19 protein-coding genes are annotated in these 17,219 nt (G+C 39.0%); 12 read left to right on the plus strand and 7 right to left on the minus strand.

Annotation, left to right across the window (positions count from 1 at the left end; genetic code table 11):
* Positions 1-481 precede the first annotated feature (481 nt).
* Complete coding sequence (locus Q0017_RS01510; protein WP_298141933.1) at positions 482-2,356, plus strand: alpha/beta fold hydrolase; 1,875 nt, start codon at positions 482-484, stop codon at positions 2,354-2,356.
* 93 nt (positions 2,357-2,449) lie between these two features.
* On the opposite strand, the gene Q0017_RS01515 is transcribed toward Q0017_RS01510, so the two are convergent.
* Genes Q0017_RS01515 through Q0017_RS01525 form a run of 3 tightly spaced genes read right to left on the minus strand, consistent with a single transcriptional unit; the run spans position 2,450 to position 3,967 of the window.
* Positions 2,450-3,082, minus strand: coding sequence for a nitroreductase family protein (locus Q0017_RS01515; RefSeq protein ID WP_298141935.1), 633 nt, complete (start codon positions 3,080-3,082; stop codon positions 2,450-2,452).
* A gap of 18 nt (positions 3,083-3,100) precedes the next feature.
* Complete coding sequence (locus Q0017_RS01520; protein WP_298141937.1) at positions 3,101-3,547, minus strand: hypothetical protein; 447 nt, start codon at positions 3,545-3,547, stop codon at positions 3,101-3,103.
* 54 nt (positions 3,548-3,601) lie between these two features.
* Positions 3,602-3,967: an NAD(P)H-binding protein gene (locus tag Q0017_RS01525; RefSeq protein ID WP_298141939.1), complete on the minus strand. Its 366-nt coding sequence runs from the start codon at positions 3,965-3,967 to the stop codon at positions 3,602-3,604.
* A gap of 129 nt (positions 3,968-4,096) precedes the next feature.
* Here Q0017_RS01525 and Q0017_RS01530 point away from each other — a divergent pair, with 129 nt between their 5' ends.
* The 5 genes from Q0017_RS01530 (at position 4,097) to Q0017_RS01550 (ending at position 9,203) form a co-directional block, all read left to right on the plus strand.
* Positions 4,097-4,489, plus strand: coding sequence for a helix-turn-helix domain-containing protein (locus Q0017_RS01530; protein ID WP_298141941.1), 393 nt, complete (start codon positions 4,097-4,099; stop codon positions 4,487-4,489).
* Positions 4,490-5,115: 626 nt separating this feature from the next.
* Entirely contained in the window at positions 5,116-5,835 is a 720-nt protein-coding gene (locus Q0017_RS01535; RefSeq protein ID WP_298141943.1) for a CatB-related O-acetyltransferase, read from the plus strand.
* 23 nt (positions 5,836-5,858) lie between these two features.
* Positions 5,859-6,911: a YheC/YheD family protein gene (locus tag Q0017_RS01540; RefSeq protein ID WP_298141945.1), complete on the plus strand. Its 1,053-nt coding sequence runs from the start codon at positions 5,859-5,861 to the stop codon at positions 6,909-6,911.
* 746 nt (positions 6,912-7,657) lie between these two features.
* Positions 7,658-8,128 carry a transcriptional regulator gene (locus Q0017_RS01545; RefSeq protein WP_298141947.1) on the plus strand — a complete coding sequence of 157 codons (471 nt, stop codon included), beginning with the start codon at positions 7,658-7,660 and terminating at the stop codon, positions 8,126-8,128.
* Between the two features lie 55 nt (positions 8,129-8,183).
* Positions 8,184-9,203: an ABC transporter substrate-binding protein gene (locus Q0017_RS01550; RefSeq protein ID WP_298141949.1), complete on the plus strand. Its 1,020-nt coding sequence runs from the start codon at positions 8,184-8,186 to the stop codon at positions 9,201-9,203.
* A 157-nt stretch (positions 9,204-9,360) separates the two neighbouring features.
* Here the strand turns inward: Q0017_RS01550 and Q0017_RS01555 are convergent, their stop codons facing one another.
* Positions 9,361-9,504: a DUF2256 domain-containing protein gene (locus tag Q0017_RS01555; protein ID WP_297425623.1), complete on the minus strand. Its 144-nt coding sequence runs from the start codon at positions 9,502-9,504 to the stop codon at positions 9,361-9,363.
* A gap of 130 nt (positions 9,505-9,634) precedes the next feature.
* Here Q0017_RS01555 and Q0017_RS01560 point away from each other — a divergent pair, with 130 nt between their 5' ends.
* From Q0017_RS01560 to Q0017_RS01580, 5 genes are all read left to right on the plus strand, one after another.
* Positions 9,635-9,886 (plus strand): TIGR03643 family protein, encoded by a 252-nt coding sequence (locus Q0017_RS01560; protein ID WP_298141951.1) that lies wholly within the window; start codon positions 9,635-9,637, stop codon positions 9,884-9,886.
* 18 nt (positions 9,887-9,904) lie between these two features.
* Entirely contained in the window at positions 9,905-11,071 is a 1,167-nt protein-coding gene (locus Q0017_RS01565; protein WP_298141953.1) for an efflux RND transporter periplasmic adaptor subunit, read from the plus strand.
* A 71-nt stretch (positions 11,072-11,142) separates the two neighbouring features.
* A complete protein-coding gene (locus Q0017_RS01570; protein ID WP_298142034.1) occupies positions 11,143-12,282 on the plus strand; it encodes an FtsX-like permease family protein in 1,140 nt (379 codons plus the stop codon).
* Positions 12,275-12,991, plus strand: coding sequence for an ABC transporter ATP-binding protein (locus Q0017_RS01575; protein WP_298141956.1), 717 nt, complete (start codon positions 12,275-12,277; stop codon positions 12,989-12,991). The genes Q0017_RS01570 and Q0017_RS01575 overlap by 8 nt, the downstream gene beginning before the upstream one ends.
* 214 nt (positions 12,992-13,205) lie before the next feature.
* Positions 13,206-13,445 carry a hypothetical protein gene (locus Q0017_RS01580; RefSeq protein WP_298141958.1) on the plus strand — a complete coding sequence of 80 codons (240 nt, stop codon included), beginning with the start codon at positions 13,206-13,208 and terminating at the stop codon, positions 13,443-13,445.
* A gap of 167 nt (positions 13,446-13,612) precedes the next feature.
* Here the strand turns inward: Q0017_RS01580 and Q0017_RS01585 are convergent, their stop codons facing one another.
* The 3 genes from Q0017_RS01585 to Q0017_RS01595 all read right to left on the minus strand — a co-directional run bounded on the left by Q0017_RS01585 (position 13,613) and on the right by Q0017_RS01595 (position 16,074).
* On the minus strand, positions 13,613-14,476 hold the full coding sequence (locus Q0017_RS01585) for an ABC transporter ATP-binding protein (RefSeq protein ID WP_298141960.1): 864 nt from the start codon (positions 14,474-14,476) through the stop codon (positions 13,613-13,615).
* On the minus strand, positions 14,473-15,417 hold the full coding sequence (locus Q0017_RS01590) for an ABC transporter permease (RefSeq protein WP_298141962.1): 945 nt from the start codon (positions 15,415-15,417) through the stop codon (positions 14,473-14,475). Before Q0017_RS01590 ends, Q0017_RS01585 begins: the two co-directional genes overlap by 4 nt.
* 105 nt (positions 15,418-15,522) lie before the next feature.
* Positions 15,523-16,074, minus strand: a complete 552-nt coding sequence (locus tag Q0017_RS01595; RefSeq protein WP_298141964.1) for a lipocalin family protein — start codon at positions 16,072-16,074, stop codon at positions 15,523-15,525.
* 289 nt (positions 16,075-16,363) lie between these two features.
* On the opposite strand from Q0017_RS01595, the gene Q0017_RS01600 reads away from it, so the two are divergent.
* On the plus strand, positions 16,364-17,218 hold the full coding sequence (locus Q0017_RS01600; protein ID WP_298141966.1) for a UTP--glucose-1-phosphate uridylyltransferase: 855 nt from the start codon (positions 16,364-16,366) through the stop codon (positions 17,216-17,218).
* The last annotated feature ends 1 nt before the right edge of the window (position 17,219 follow it).

The raw sequence follows: 17,219 nt of genomic DNA on the forward strand, positions 1-17,219 counted from the left end.
TCATAGAGGTTATTACGTCATCAAGTGTTTTAAATGCCATACCAAACAAGTATTGCCTGCCTCACAAAGGATCTATTTTAAAATAAGTATGCATGATTTACTCTTTTTTATATTTAGCTCTTCGTTCAAAGCGTATTGTAGCCAATATAGTGTTTACATCGAAACTGAGTATTAGCACTTTTATTTTAAGCATTTTTAAAAAATCAGCCATAAAGCATGTGTATAAACATGAATAGCGATTTGAATCATGATATTGAAAAATATGAACGCAAATGATTTAAGGTGAATCTAGCAACACCTTAACCTATATGACCAACAAAACATAAAAGCTCTGTTTGTAAGTGTACGCCTCAAATTTGATCTAAAAAAAAGTAACAAAGGATGTGTGCTTACACAATCTCACCTCAATAGACTCAATTCGGCGCGTCAAGTACGGTAATAAAAGTTAAAATACAGCCTTCAGGGTAAGAGCAAAGCAGCAATGATCAAAGCATTATTAAGCAAAAGACAGCAACGCTTATGCGTCGCTTTGGGGCTGGTGTTTATGCTATTAAGTGGTTGTCAGATGGTGAGTATCCAAGAACGTAAGATTGATCAAACCATACAAGCACGTACGCAAGACATTATTAATAGTCAATATTTAAGTGCAGATAGCATCAGTTTACTCAAGCTTTTATCCTATACCCCAAGTACGTGTTTAAGTGATATTGCCACGTGTAGTGCCCATGTTTTGGCGCGTCAAGTGATTGCACCTCATGAACGCTATAGTACATTAAGTGAATTATATTTAGCCCATGCACAGCAGCTTGAAAAAAAACGCTTGCTTGGTAAAGATCGTGAGCAAATTGCCCAAGCTTATGATTTGAGTTTGAAGTATAGCTATTTGTATTTATTTAAATCTGGCTTAGATCCCAAACAGCACACTTTTGATCTGCGTCAGATGCAAGTGAGAACCTTTTATAATTATTCATTGTCCAAATTAATCACATTCAAGTATCAAGCCCATCCAAGTGCTCAAGTGCCCGCAACATTTCGTGTAGGTGCGCAAGATTATCATATTAATACCTCTTTTTATCCGGCTTTAAAAGACTTGACCATTCAAGATTTGCAATCGAGTTATGTGTTGAATTTTTCTGGTTTTGACAAGGTAAATCGTCAAGATGGTTTAGGTGCAGAATTTATTGTGGTGAAAAAAGATCAAGCACCTATTGCCAATGATTTTATTTTAGATCCACTTACTCATTATGCCACCCAAGACAATCCACGTATTCATGAGCCAAAATATTTGTCTGTGACGGCTACGGTTCAACCTATACTACAAGATGCAACTGCTGAGCAAATCTTAAGCTCAAAGACTCCCCTTAAGATTGATCTTTATCATCCATATCAATATAAAACTGGTCAAATTAACGGGCAGAGCTATACCCTAACAGCAAACTACACAGCCCCGTTTGCTTACTGGTTGGCACAAAATCAGCTGGGTAAATTTGGTTATCTAAGTTTACTTGATCGAGCAGGAACATTGCGTATGCCACACCTTTATATGTTAGAGCCTTATCAAGCGAATAAAAAAATTGTGGTTTTGGTGCATGGTTTAGCAAGTAGTCCTGAAACATGGATGAACTTGACCAATAATATTTTAGGTGATCCTACACTTCGAGCCAATTATCAAGTATGGATGGTGTCTTATTCAACCAATATGCCAATTTTTGAAAGTCGTTTTCAGATTCAGGCTGTATTAAAGCAAGCCTTTGCACAAACTGAACAGGGTTCTGCTTCCAATCAAGATGCTGTTTTAATTGGACATAGTATGGGTGGAATTATTAGCCGTTTATTGGTGAGTGATATAGATATTTCTAAGCAGGCGATTCCATTGATGAATTATGAACAATATATCCGTTTGCAGCAAAACCCTATTATTAAGCAACGCTTTGACTTTAAAAATGATTTACCTTTTAGCCGCGCTATTTTTGTTGCAGCACCACATCGAGGCAGTGATTTAACGGATCGTTGGTATGTGGAGTGGGCCAAGAAATTGGTCAAACTGCCCACCTCTTTTTTTGATCAAGTGAATATTGAATTAACGGGCAGCACCAGCACACAAGGTTTAATCCAAAATGGACCAGATGATTTAAGCCCTAATTCACGTTTTATGCAACTGACCCATCAAGTAATGCCAAAAGCCAATCTGCCTTATCATTCAATCATGGGCAGTGTAAAAAAACCAATCTGCCGAGTGCTATGTCTGATGGGATTGTGCCGTATACAAGCTCACATTTACAGCAAGAACAATCAGAACAGGTATTTCAAGGTGGGCATTCAATCCATGCCAAATCCGAAACGATTTTGGAATTAAGACGGATTTTGCATGAGCACTTAGACCAATCGAATTAAACTCGTTCAATAAAAAGACCGCTATAGCGGTCTTTTTACTTTATGAATGATCGATTCAGTTCAAATCCCTCACAAACTCTTCACGAGGGATACGGAATTTTTTAAGCCCGATTAACCAATCTTGCTCGGCATTGCGTCGGCCTAGTGCAAGCAGCACCACAGATTTCAGTCCTTTTTCTTTCAAGCCTAAAAAATCGTCAAGCCCATCTTTATCAAAGCCCTCCATTGGGGTGGTATCAATCCCTAATTCTGCTGCAGCAGCAATTGCCATGGCAAAACCAATATGTGCTTGCTTTGCGGTGTGATGATGTTGCTGTTCAGTTGTAAAACCTGCAAATAAATCTTTTAGATTTTGCACCACATCCATCGTGGTATCGAGTGGTAAATTACGCTCTGCATTCATGGTGTTGTAGCGTTGATCAATCTGCTCATTTGTAATTGTATCCCATGCTGCAAACACCAATAGATGCGAGGACTGAGTAATCTGAGGCTGATGTAGTGCAATTGGTGCGATCTGTTGTTTTAAAGCTTGATTGCTGATTGAAATAATATGAAATGGTTGTAAACCTGCCGAAGTTGGAGCAAGGCGCGCTGCTTCTAAAATCTGATCAACATCGGCTTGATCTAATTTTTCACCGGTCATTTGTTTGGTTGCATAACGCCAGTTTAATGCTCCAAGTAGTTTCATTGTTATCTTCTTATAATGTTAAATAGATTTGGTATACAGCGTTTTTAAATAATCTTCGAGTGGCGCCGTTGCACGACCCAACAACATTTCTAAATCGTGACTTTTAACTTCATATTGATGCCGTTGAATGTCAGCAACCGTGCCATGTGTTAAATAAATCAAAAATTCAGCTAATCCAATCTCTTGCAGTAAGGCTCGGTATGCAGTTGCATCAAGTTGGGTATAGTTCACATCTTGCTTGGACATTTGAGATAACAGCATTGTAATATCTTGATAGCGATAAGCACGACTACCGACAAGCTCATAGGTTTTATTTTCATGCCCATCTTGCATTAATGCGTTTGCAGCTGCTTCACCAAGTTCTGCATGCGTGGCATAAGACACTTTGTCTTGGCCTGCTTGAAGCGCCAATCCAGTCGTGATTGCACGTTCACCAATAATTTGTGGAATAGCCTCGGCATACATAGTGTTACGCAATAGGGTATAGCTCAGTCCGCTGTTTTTTAAATAATTTTCGGTTTAAAAATGGCTGATCATTAAATCTTTTACCGCAGATGTTTCAATATTTTGAATCGACAACCCTGTATATAGAATGTGTTTTACACCTACACTTTTTGCAGCATTAATCACATTTTTATGCTGTTCAAAGCGATTGTGTTCCATGGTAGAAATGAGCAACAATTTATCAATATTTTGAAATGCCGCCTGTAGGGTTTCAGGTTGATTAAAATCAGCATAGACAACTTGAATCCCTTGTTTAACATATGCTGCAGCTTTTTGTTCGCTGCGTGCTAGAACGGCAAATTCATTCAAAGCTAAATGCTGTTGTAATTGTTTGACAACGTGTTGTCCTAGATTTCCTGTGGCACCTGTAACTAAAATCATGTGGCTGTCCTATGTATCTTGTTTGCTTGTCTAAATTTATACCGCAGGCACAGCAGATGTTCACTATACTCTTGTATAGTGTCAATATTGGGATCAATCACTACAGTCAACGCAAGCTAGGACAAAAATATGAGTGACTTTATGGCGCAAAATACTGCAACTTTGAGTGAAGATGATCAGTGCAATATCAAGTTTATCGTTGCTCTAAAAAATGCCATGAATGTGATTAATGGCAAATGGAAATTGGCAATTGGCAATTGGCAATTGGCAATTGTCGCCACCATGATTAAACAGCCGCGCCGTTTTAATGAAATTGAACACTTACTGCAAGGCATTACCCCACGCATGATTTCTAAAGAGCTTAAAGAGTTAGAATTAAATAATGTGGTGCATAAAACTGAAATGATTGATCCTGAGTCTGGTCGTATCACTGCAATGTATGATCTTACCGATTCAGGGCGTAAACTTGAAAAACTCATGGTACAAATGGCAGTTTGGGGACAAGAGCATCAAGGTGCATAAACATTTGTTTATGAATCATATAATCTAACTCTTGTCCAACAAACGATTTTATAACCAAGCTGGTTGCTCTCATTTCGATCATATATAAAATGAAGGCTTTGCATCCTCATCACAAAATTTTGCAATCTGCTACTGATATTATTTTTATTTGATTGCTCTCAAAAGAGCGATTCTAAGGCCTGAATTTGTACTGCCAAGCCAATTGGTGTTTTTCATATTGAAAATCATGTAGTTTAATTTAAGCTAAATTATAGGATTTGTTGACATATTTTCCAAAGAACTTAAATGCTGTTAAGCCAAGATTGCCGATATAATCCTTTTATGCACAACAAAAAATAGCGTAAAAAATTTAGATAGATATAGGGGATAATTCAATTAAATATTTATATATTCTTTTGTATAAAACATGAAAAATCATTGAGTAAAACTTTCAAATATTTTCTTTATTTATTAAGCATGCCTTGTATATAATTCATAGACTTTTTCAAAGGATTGAAGACATGAAAAATGCTTATGTTAACCGATAGAAAACACAAAAATTTAAAGCACACATACAGCAATTTATCATTGTATATAAACGACAAGAACACAGTCTCTTATCGTATTTATTTTCATGAGTAAGTCATATGATAAAAAACTTTTCTGAACTTAAAGATCACTTTGTCAATCATTCGATTTACTTTACCAGAACTGGAAAAGATCGCTTTAAAACTGATGACCCCATTCATTATCAAGACGGCATTCGTATCGAGCCGTATTGTGCTTTTTTAGTGGGTCGTAATCTATGGGAAATGGGCGCCTTTTCTTATAGTTGGTCTACCTTTCCTATGAGTACAAAAGTAGGGCGATATTGTTCTATAGCCACAGATATTAAAGTCATGGGATTGCGACATCCGCATGAATGGCTCACGACCTCAGCCACTACGTATGATCGAAATTTTATTATTTACCAAAAATATCTAGATGAAAAAAATAAGTCACAGCATCCAAGAAGATTACCGAATATTCATGGTAATCAATTGGTAATCGATCATGATGTATGGATTGGTTCTAGAGCAACCCTAAAAGCAAATTTGCATATTGGGATTGGAGCTGTGATTGCAGCTGATGCTGTGGTCACCAAGGATGTGCCTCCATTTGCTATTGTCGGTGGCAATCCAGCAAAAATTATTAAATATCGTTTTGATCAAACCACCATAGAAAAAATCTTACAAACTCAATGGTGGAAATATGATTTTAGTGACATACAAGATCTAGATATTACCAATATCGAGGTATTTTTAGAAGAATTCGAGAAGAAAAAGCATTTGCTTTTAGAAATGGATCTAAGCCCCTTAACACTTTAACTTATTGATATCGGAGAAAAGAAATGGCAATATTTGGTGTACTCAAACCAAATAAAGTTTTGACAGATGTTGAAGAAATCTTTATTCAAGTTGCTCAAAATCGCAATCATCAAGCTTATGTATTTACTGCCAAAGATGTCTGTTTTACATCTCAGACGATTTTAGGTAAAACCATTGAGCACGGTAAAATTATTGAAAAAACATTTTCTTTTCCTGATGTGATTCAAAATCGTTTAGCTGTCAAAGCTGAAGATAAAGAAGTTTATCTTAAACTCGCTGAAATCATTCCATTTACATCTAATCGTATTGGCACCAAAAAACAAGTTGAAGCAAAATTAAGTACAATTGCAGAGCTTCAAGAGTTTTTGATTGAAGTCCAAGAATGTAATGTAGAAATAGATATTCTGAATTCAATTGAAAAATATAATAAAATTATTTTAAAACCAAACTCAAGTAACCAAGGCAAAGGAATTTATACGGTTGAAAAAACTGCCGACCAATATCATGTTAAATTCTTAGATGAAGCGTTTTTCTACACACAAGAAGAACTCAGCACATTTTTGTCCACTAAGATTCTAAACAAGAGTTATACCTTAAGCCCATATTTTAAAAGCTTTACCAATAATGGCTTAAATACAGTTTTTAGACTGCAAATTAACCGAGGCACCAAGGGTCAATGGCAACTGATTAAGTTTTTCCCGTATATTAATATCAATACCGATATTGATATTACCAATGGTATGCAAGGTGCGCTGATTACCACCCGAGAGAAACTTTTTTTGGAGCAGTTTTACACACAACATGCCGAAGAAATTTTAAAAAAAGTGAATTATTTATTTAAAGTTTTTCCATTGGCTTTTCAAAAAAAATATGCATGGCGCTTGGATTCGTTGGGTTTAGATTTAGGTATTGATCAGGCGGGAAATATTGCGATATTTGAAGTAAACGCGGGTCCAGGGATTGGTTTTATGGCTTATCCTGTTGCAAAAGCACAAGTAGATTATTATGAATGGTTAAAAGATAATGCGGTTAAACCATTTAAAAATAACTTCTTACCTTTAAACCTAAGATCTTAATGCACTGATAAACATTAAACACAGTTTGAGGTGTTTTTTCAGCTTCAGCGGAATTGATGGTCATGACGTTGATGAGGTGTTATCTAGATGTAATATTTTATCAGATACAGAACTTACATCTAGCGTTGCTTCTTGAATTGGGTGTTAGCCCAATTTAGGAAGTCGCTCAGGATAAATTTTGCTGTAGTAAAACGATGTAAGATTTAACCAGTTACTTTTTTTAGGATAACACCTGAACTTGAACTGCTGCGCAATGAAGAAAATGCACTACCATGGTCTGATCTCTAAACCATGGCGAGCTTATAAAATTGAATCGCTTTGATTGGCTACAAACGAGCTATTTTTAATTTAAAAGTGTTTATTTTACATGCATCAAACAAGGTTATTAACTTGGATGTCTCAAAACAACACCTTTTAATGAATCTAAAAAAGGCGAGTGTATCAAAATTACAACATCTAACAAGCTTAAAAAAAATCTGACAATTACGACTTTATTGACGCAATTACTTCACTTCAACTGTATTGAGTTTCATCTATCGCCACGCAAGTGAAGCAGTTCAAACCCGAAACTGGCACACTTTATGCAACCCTTTTAGTCATACAAATTATAAATTTCGTCATACTAAAAGGATATTTGCTCATGCTGCTTAAAAAATTATATCCCATTAAAATCTTTCTCACGAATTTGTGCACTGCACGCGCTGGCCTATATATCGTACAGCCTCAACATAAGGTGAATGATTCAGGTGCCTAAATCTAAACTTGCGCGCATTAGTATTACTTTGCCGCAAAGCACACTTATTGCGCTCGATGAAAAAATTGTCGATCCACATTACGAAAATCGCTCCCAAGCCATTGTGGAGATGATCCATCAGCAACTCGTAAGTAAAAATGATCAGGCCAATGCGGTTATGGTTGGTACACTCACTGTACTGTATAGTATACAATCTAAAAATATTCATTATCAAATAATTGATTTACAACAACAATATTTAAAACAGATTATTAGTTCACAACATATTCAACTTAATGACCAAAAGATCATGCAAGTGATGTTATTACAAGGCAAAAGTCATGATCTAAAATGCATCAGTCAAAGTCTGATTGCTCTAAAAGGCGTCATTAAAGGGCATTTGGAATTAATGGATGCTGTTATGCCACCCTTGGCACAAAATGATCAGCTAAAGGAACCATATATATGCCAAGCCTTCAATTGATAACACAAACTTACCCTCAAACCATACAACCTTATTTTAATACAAGCAGAGGGATATGATGAAAATAACGAGCTTTATCTTATATGCAAGTTTGGGGCTGTTGATTGGCTGTGACAAAACGGCACCTATTCCACAGCCAAGCCAACATACCAAGTTACAAACAACCATGCAGCCCATCAAAATTGGCTATAGCGATTGGCCAGGATGGGTGGCATGGCAAGTGGCGATTGATAAAGGTTGGTTTAAAGAAGCAGGTTTAGAGGTTGAGTTTAAATGGTTTGATTATTCTGCTTCTATGAATGCATTTACCGCAAATCAGCTCGACGCGATTTCAATTTCCAATGGTGATAATTTAGTAGTTGCTTCAGGCGGCACACGCGGCATGATGATTATGGCCACTGATTACTCAGCAGGTAATGATGTCATTATTGCTAAATCAGGTGTGCATAGTATTGCTGATTTAAAAGGTAAAACGATTGCGGTTGAAAAAGGTCTCGTTGACCATCACTTGCTCAATACTGCGCTGCAAGATGCAGGTATACAAGAGCATCAAGTCAAGCTGATTAATGCGGTTACTAACGAATTACCGCAAGTATTTGCCAGCCCACAAGTGGATGCCATTGCGGTATGGCAGCCTGTTGCCAATCAAGCTTTACACAGCGTAGCAGGTGCTCAGATTATTTATTCATCTCAAGATAAGCCTGGTCTGATCTATGACACTTTAACAGTCAATATGACGCATTTGGCACGTCATCCTGACGCTTGGAAAAAAATAATCCAAATTTGGGATCGTACCGTGCATTACATTGAAGATCCAAAGACACGCCAAGATGCACTCAATATTATGGCCAAACGTGTGGGAGTAGATGCGGCACAATATCAACATTTGCTTGAAGGTACGCATTTATTAGACATTCAAGCCAATCAAGCAGTATTTGAAAAATCCAAGCAATTTGATTCCATTTATGGCTCAAGTTATCACGTGAATCAGTTTAATTTAGACCAAGGCGTATATACTCACCAGCTTGATGTAGATGGTTTAATTTATCCACAATTATTACAATCACTGCGTTAAAAAAAAAGCCAAGCAAAGAGGGGAGAATTGCTTGGCTTAAAGGATGACTGTAAATTTGGTCGGTAGACCAACCTAGAAGGTTGGCTACCTATTCTGTTGTTAGAATAAAAAAAAGCCGCCAAGTTGTAAAACAGATAAAAATTATAAAATTGATCGTTTATTTAGATTTTAAACCACGTTGTCTACGGCAGCGTTCTGAGCAATACTTCACCTCGTCCCAGCAGCGCTGCCATTTTTTGCGCCAAGTAAAACTCAAACCACAGCAGATACAAATTTTTTGAGGTAAATGTTGTTTTTTCATAATAATCAAGTCCGTCTAATTAATTTCAATTAAAACAAGATTTAAGCAACAAAAAATCACATATATTTCACTTTTTGTCGCTTAAGATAAAGTTTAAGCAGAGCTTTGTGTCAAGCAATAAGGGGATGACATGTCACATACAGCCGCGGATGTATCAAGAGTCATTGAAATGGCATGGGAAGACCGCACTCCATTTGAAGCCATTTTACGCGAATATGGATTGAATGAAGCAGCAGTGATTCGCCTCATGCGTCAAGAGCTTAAAAGTAGCAGTTTTAAATTATGGCGTAAACGTGTCACAGGGCGTAAAACCAAGCATGTTGCGCTACGCTGTGATGGCGTGATTCGTGCCTACTGTAGTCGTCAATATAAACCCACTTAAGCCAGGAGAGTGCTTTTGATGTTGTTGCGTAAGAAAAAATATCTGTTACTCGCAGCAATTGCACTGTGCGTTGTGTTGTGGTTGTTTTGGCAAAAAGTGCAAGGGCCTATTGTTGCCACTTATCATGTGCAAACCCAAGCCTTAGTACAAACAGTCGTGGCTTCAGGTCGTCTTGAAAATGTATCACGTAGTGAAATTGGCAGCCAACTTTCAGGTGTGGTATTAGAGCGCCGTGTTGACGAAGGTCAGCAAGTGAAAGCTGGCGATGTTTTGTTGGTGATTCAATCTGATGATGTCAAAGCGCAAGTTAAAGAAGCTGAAAATGCTTTAACAGAGCTTCGTCAAGTGCGCTATCCGCAAGCACAAGTGGAACTCAAAAGTGCTGAATTACAGCTTGAACAAGCCAGTCGCGAGGCAAAACGTCGTCAAAATACCGAAGTTGGTGTACTGTCGGTAGAAGAAAAAGAACAAGCGCGCGAGGCAGAACGCTTAGCCCGCAATCAATTGGCGGCAGCACGTCTAAAAGCACAAAGTTTAGCAGCAGGTCAAGTCGAAGAGCGCACTTTAATGGAACGTCTGAATGCATTAAAAGCACAATTGGCGAAAAGTGAAGTTCGTGCACAAGTTGCCGGTACCATTTTGACCCGCAATGTTGAGGTCGGTGATGTGGTACAACCGGGTCAAAGTTTATTTAGCCTCGCGGTAGATGGTCCAACCCAAATTTTAGTCCCGCTAGATGAACAAAATTTACCGTATTTGGCTTTGGGGCAGTCGGCACAAGTGATTGCTGATGCCTATCCAAATCAAGCTTTTCCTGCTCAAGTTAATTTTATCGCGCCACGTATTGATCCACAACGTGGTACGGTAGATGTAAAGCTTGCAGTTGATCCTGTGCCTGAATTTTTACGTCAGGACATGACGGTATCGGTTAATATTGAAACTGCCAAACGTGATCAAGCCTTAGTCATTAATAATGATGCATTATTTAATGTGCGTGGTGCACAAGCAGATGTATGGGTGGTACGTGATCAAACATTACAACGTCAAACACTGCAATTGGGATTAAAAAGCAGTACCCAAAGTGAGGTACTACGCGGCTTAAAAGCAGGTGATCAGGTGTTACGTGATCCAAATCAGGGGCAAGATGCACAACGTGTGCGCATTGAGCAGGTAAGCCAAGATTGAATATTCGACGCCTGTGGACCAATTGGCTGATTGCAATTGGTTTTTTACGTGAGGGACGCAGTCAATCGCTGATGATTATTGGTGGTGTTGCCATTGGTGTGGTGGTGATTGTCTTCATTAGTGCTTTGATTCAAGGCTTACAAGCCAACCTGATTGAACGTACTTTAGGTACACAAGCCCATATCAGTTTGCATGCACCACAACAGGTGAATCAGATCATCACCCCACCCAATACTGTGCAAATGGTCTATGAAGATCAGCGCGCACAGCGTCTACGCTCAATTAACAATTGGCAAGAAGTGCTGAGTAATCTTGATCACATTCAGACACTACAAGCCGTTTCCCCAATGGTCTCTGGGCCGGCTTTGGTCAAGCGTGGCGATGCTATTCAATCAGTGGCCATTATGGGGGTGGATTTAGCACGCTACCAACGTATTGTGCCCTTGCAAGATTATCTGATCCAAGGTCAAATTCGTTTAAAAGCAGATGATGTGTTAATTGGCAGTGAAATGGCCAAAGATCTAGGTGTGCGTGTAGGCAGTAAAATTCGTTTGGACAATGGTTTAGATGTAAACGCGGTCATGAATGTGGCAGGTATTTTTGAGCTTGGCATACGGGAATTAGACTCGCGTTATCTTTACGTTGACTTAAAACGCGCACAGTCTTTGCTCAACTTACCCGGTGGTGTCACCGTCATTGACCTACGCATTGATGATATTTTTGCGGCAGAAGAAGTTGCAGCACAGATGCACCGTCTCACGGGTTTAAAAGCAGACAGTTGGATTGGCAGTAATGCCCAATTAATGAATGCCATCTCAGCGCAAAGTTTATCTACCAATATGATTATTGTATTTGTGGCAATTTCAGTGGCATTTGCAATTGCCAGTGTTTTGTCAATTAGTGTGGTACAGCGTACACGTGAAATTGGTATTTTACGTGCCACAGGTGCCAGTCGTGATCAAATTTTGGTGATTTTCTTAATTCAAGGCGCAGTATTTGGCCTATTGGGTTCGGTGCTGGGGATATTAACCAGTTACGCTTTAGTGTGGTCGTTTAATCAATTTGGGCCGGGTTTATTTTATATTCCAATCTCGCCTAGCTTAATTACTGTCGCTTTATTACTGGCAACTTTAAGTGGTTTAATTGCCGCAGCCATTCCTGCACGCCGTGCTGCACGACTCGACCCAGTAGAGGCCATCCGTCATGTATAGTTCTCCTGAAGTATTACGTTTAGAGCATTTAAAGAAATCCTATAATATTGGGCAACCTAATGAAATTGAGGTTTTACATGGTATTGATTTTACCATTCAGCGGCATGACTTCGCGGCTTTAATTGGCCCCTCAGGCTCGGGCAAAAGTACGTTACTTAATATTTTAGGCTTACTTGACCAACCCACGAGTGGCGAGATTTATTTACTTGGCCAACCCACAAGTCAAATGCATGACCAAGAGCGCACGCGCTTACGTGGGCAAAGCATAGGCTTTGTATTTCAGTTTCATCATCTGATTCAAGCCTTTAGCGTGCTTGAAAATGTGCTGATGCCATTAATGTTAGTGCATGGACGCCCCAATCAGCAGGCGATTGAGCGCGCGCATTATTTACTTGAAGCTGTCGGCTTAAAAGACTTCGCCAAGCGTAAAGCCAGTCAACTCTCAGGCGGTCAACAACAGCGCGTTGCAATTGCGCGTGGCTTAATTACGCAACCAGCATTACTGCTTGCTGATGAGCCCACAGGTAATTTAGACAGTCAAACCGCCAGTGAAGTCTTTGAATTATTCCGTGAAGTCAATGCCCAACATGAATGTGCAGTTTTATTGGTGACACATGATCCAAGGTTGTCTGCCACCTGTGACCGTACCATTAACTTGGTGGATGGGCGGATTGAAAGTGATACCTTAACGACCAAGACACTTGACTAAAGTGATAGCTTTTCACTTCCTCAATCAAGTTGGAGATGACCTATCATCAATCTAGCCAAACCACTTATACATCATTAAACATCGGGTAAAAGATGTTCAAAAATATTTAGCTTTGTGCAATGAGCGTCTTTAATCTAGACTTTTTAAAATTGCTAAATTTAAATTGTGCTCAAAATAAGGTAGATTAGCTGTTTTTAAATTTGGATAGATGGTTATGAGCGTAATTGAAGCCTTTGAAGCCAAGAAAAATGCATATTTTGATTATGACTTTAATCCAATTGATGTAGACGATAATTTTCCTGATTGTATTTATAAGTCATTGGTTGGTGAACTCTATAAGCATGTCATTGAATATCCTGATGCAACTTATTGTATCTATTACAGTGAACAGCTTTTAGGTGAAGAATGGGAGAAGCTTCAACATGATTGGCAACGTTATTGCCCACACGCTTAACTTGACCTCCTACGGGAGGTTTTTTCATCACAACACCCTCAATGAGAAAGCCATCTCGTCAAGCTTAAACACATTGAGGTGCTGAGTCTGTAAAACATGAGCCTTGATGATTTTTGCGCGCCATGAAATGAAGTTAAATGGCGCGTTCATATTCAATCAGGCATTTTTCATTTGGTACTTACTTGTGTCATTCGTGGAATCTTAGGTAAATTGGCAAGTGCCGGATCAAGTGTTTCTTCAGTCACATGCACTAAAGCGTCAACGCGTTGTCTTAACTGCTTAAAGGCTTCGCTTTGCATGACCTCTGCATCACGCGGACGGGGTAAACCAACCTCAATAATTTCTTTAATTTCACCGGGATTGGCTTTGAGCGCCACAATACGATCTGCCAATAAAATCGCCTCATCCATATCATGCGTGACAAAAATAATCGTAATATCAATATTGGTCCATAAATCCATCAGATGCTTTTGCATTTTTTGGCGTGTATGTGGATCGAGTGCGCCAAAAGGTTCATCCATGAGTAAAATTTTTGGCTGATTGACCAAGGCACGCGCAATCGCAACCCGTTGTTTCATGCCGCCTGACAATTGGTACGGGTACTGATTGGCATATTGTTCTAAACCAATAATATTGATCCACTCACGTGCTTGAGCCTCAGCCAAAGGATGGCTTTCACCTTTCATTAAGGGACCAAACATCACATTTTCTTTGACTGTTTTCCAAGGAAATAGCGTATAGCCTTGGAACACCATGCCACGTTCAGGACTTGGACCGGTCACCGTTTGACCATCGACCAATAACATACCACTGCTGTAGCCATCTAAACCTGCCACTACACGACTCAAGGTTGATTTGCCACAACCAGATGGACCAATGACACAAATAAATTCACGTTTATGAATTTGTAAATTAATTTGATTTAAAATGGTGCGCTGAGTTTGACCTTGTTGGAAGACTTGGCTTAAATTTTTAGCTTCTAAAATGACAGGACGTTGATAAATCTGCTCAAAGTAAACCGAGGTTGTCATGCTTTTACTCCTTTCCATTTAAATAAACGTTGGCCTAATTTCATTAGTAACACATCACACACCAAACCGATCATGCCAATAATCAAAATTGCGGCAAAGACATTGTCAAAATTTTGGTAGCGTGCTTGTTGGGTAATAAACCAAGTAATTCCTGAGGTACTGCCAATGAGTTCTGCCACAATTAAATAGGTCCATGCCCAACCCAATAGCACTCTTAAATCACGATAAATGTCGGGTAATGCAGCAGGAATCACCACGTTAAATAGACTCTTTGTTTTACTGGTCCCTAAGGTAAAACCTGCTTCAATCAGGCTTTTATCAACAGTTTTTGTGGTGTTGGCAATAATGAGAATTTGTTGAAAAAGTGTACCAATCACAATAATGGCGATTTTAGGTGCATCATTAATACCCAAAATTGCCACTGCCAGTGCGCCAAAAGCAGGCGCAGGCAAATAACGAAAAAACTCAACAAAAGGTTCAATCAATTGCGAGATAGTTTTAGAAAATCCACATAGAATGCCTAAAGGAATGCCAATCAATGATGAAATAAAGAACGCACTAAATACCAATTGAATACTGTGCCACAGACTTTGGTGAAACCAAGGTGCAGCTGCTTGTGTAGGCGGTGTGGTAAACGCCGTGACCAATGCAGTGGCAACCTCATGCGGGGCGGGTAAATAAATTGGATTGCTGAGTAGACCTTGGGGTGGTGTTAGGCCTTGATCAACTGCAAGTTGCGCTTGTTCAGTAAAGATATGACGTTCAACCCGACTGTCGACCTGTAAAAATGTGCTACTACCTGCATCGGTGATATGTACCTGCGGATGCCAAACGGCTGGAATGTAGCTTATGGCACACCAAATTAAGATTGGAATTAAAAATGAGCCAAGGCCGAACAATATTTTTTGTTGAGGGCTGAGAGATTGTGTTACGTAGCTCATAACGTTGCCTATTGATCATACTTTTTATATAAAACGTAATACCAATAAGCAAAATGAGTGCCATAAAAAAGCAGCCCATGAGCTGCTCTTTTTATAATGTAAAATTTACTGTTGTTTATAAGGTGTATAAATCAGATCACTTAAATCATAGCCCAATGACTTGGCATAGTTGAGGTATTCATCAACCACGGCTTGGTTTGGCTGTGGGTCGCGCGATAATACCCATAAATATTTCTTGTTTGGCTCACCCACTAACACAGTTTGATAATCTTGATCAATTTTAAGCACCCAATAATCACCGCGTGCCACCGGAATCCAACGAATGGCTTTAGGTAAGAAACTGACCTTTAACTTTGAATTGGCAGGTGCATTTTGAACAAAGCCTTCGGCTTTAGATTGCTTCATACTGCCATCTGCTTTGTAACAGCGGTTATCTACAGCAACATTACCTTTGGCATTCAAACTGTAATGGGCAGTGACATTGTAGGCACAGTCTTTTTGGAACATTAAAGGCTTACGTACTACTTCGTGCCACTGACCTAAATACTTATTTAAATCAACCTGCTCAACGGCTTGCACCTGAGTATTGGCAAAAGCCGGCGTCATGGCGCTTGCTGCAAGTAGGCATGCCAAGCTTATTTTTTTCAAGTGTTGCATATTAGAGTCCAAGTCAAATTTATGTAGCTATGATGCTGAATTTCATAGTATTTTTACAGAGGTAAATGCGCTTAAAATTGTATAGGTATTGTGAGGATTTGAATAAAAATGTTTTCTATCGCTATTTCAGCTTCAATTGTGGATGAAATTTCACTTAAAAATCACACGCAAACTGAATCAATTTAAACAAATTTTTAATTTTTGTTATAGGTTTTGTAAGTAAAGACGAGATCTTGGCGCTTTTATATTATGTTGGGACACTCTAAGAATAATCACATGATGTTCAAAAATGATAAAAAAAGCGATCTTACCGGTTGCAGGGTTTGGAACACGACTACTACCTGCCAGTAAGGCGATTCCTAAAGAAATGATCAGTATTATTGATCGACCTGCAATTGATTATGTGGTGCAAGAAGCAATTAATGCTGGCATAGAGCATATTATTTTAGTCACACATTCGAGTAAAACCTCGATTGAGGACTATTTTGACTGCCATGCTGAACTAGAACAGCACTTGCTCAATAAAGATAAGCCAGAATTATTACAGAGTCTTCAGGTCATTCCAGCACACATTACGCTCAGCAGTGTACGTCAGGGCAAAGCCTTGGGCTTAGGTCACGCTATTTACGCAGCGCGGCACTGTTTGGCACCCAATGAAGGCTTTGCTGTGTTGTTGCCTGATGTATTAATTGATGAGCCATGTTCAAATTTAAAACAGATGATTGATGCCTATACAGCCAATCAAATAGCACAAATCATGGTAGAACCTGTTGATCCACAACGTGTCGATCAATATGGGATTGTGGCCACTGATCAAGCACTTGCACCAGGCCAAAGCGCCTTCATTCACAGCATGATTGAAAAACCTAGGCTGGATCAAGCACCTTCTAATTTAGCAGTGGTGGGGCGTTATGTATTACCACACCAGATTTTACCCATTTTAGCCAACACACCCGCTGGACAAGGTGGTGAGATCCAACTGACAGATGCCATTGTGCAACTTGATCAAATACAAGCCTACCACTTACAAGGGCAAAGTTTTGATTGTGGTCATCCGGCAGGTTACTTTAGCGCAACCTTGCATTATGCCAAACAGCATCCAACCCTTGGACATGAACTGCGTGAATTAATCAAAAATGCATAAG

This window comes from uncultured Acinetobacter sp., assembly GCF_947624825.1.
Lineage (GTDB): Bacteria > Pseudomonadota > Gammaproteobacteria > Pseudomonadales > Moraxellaceae > Acinetobacter.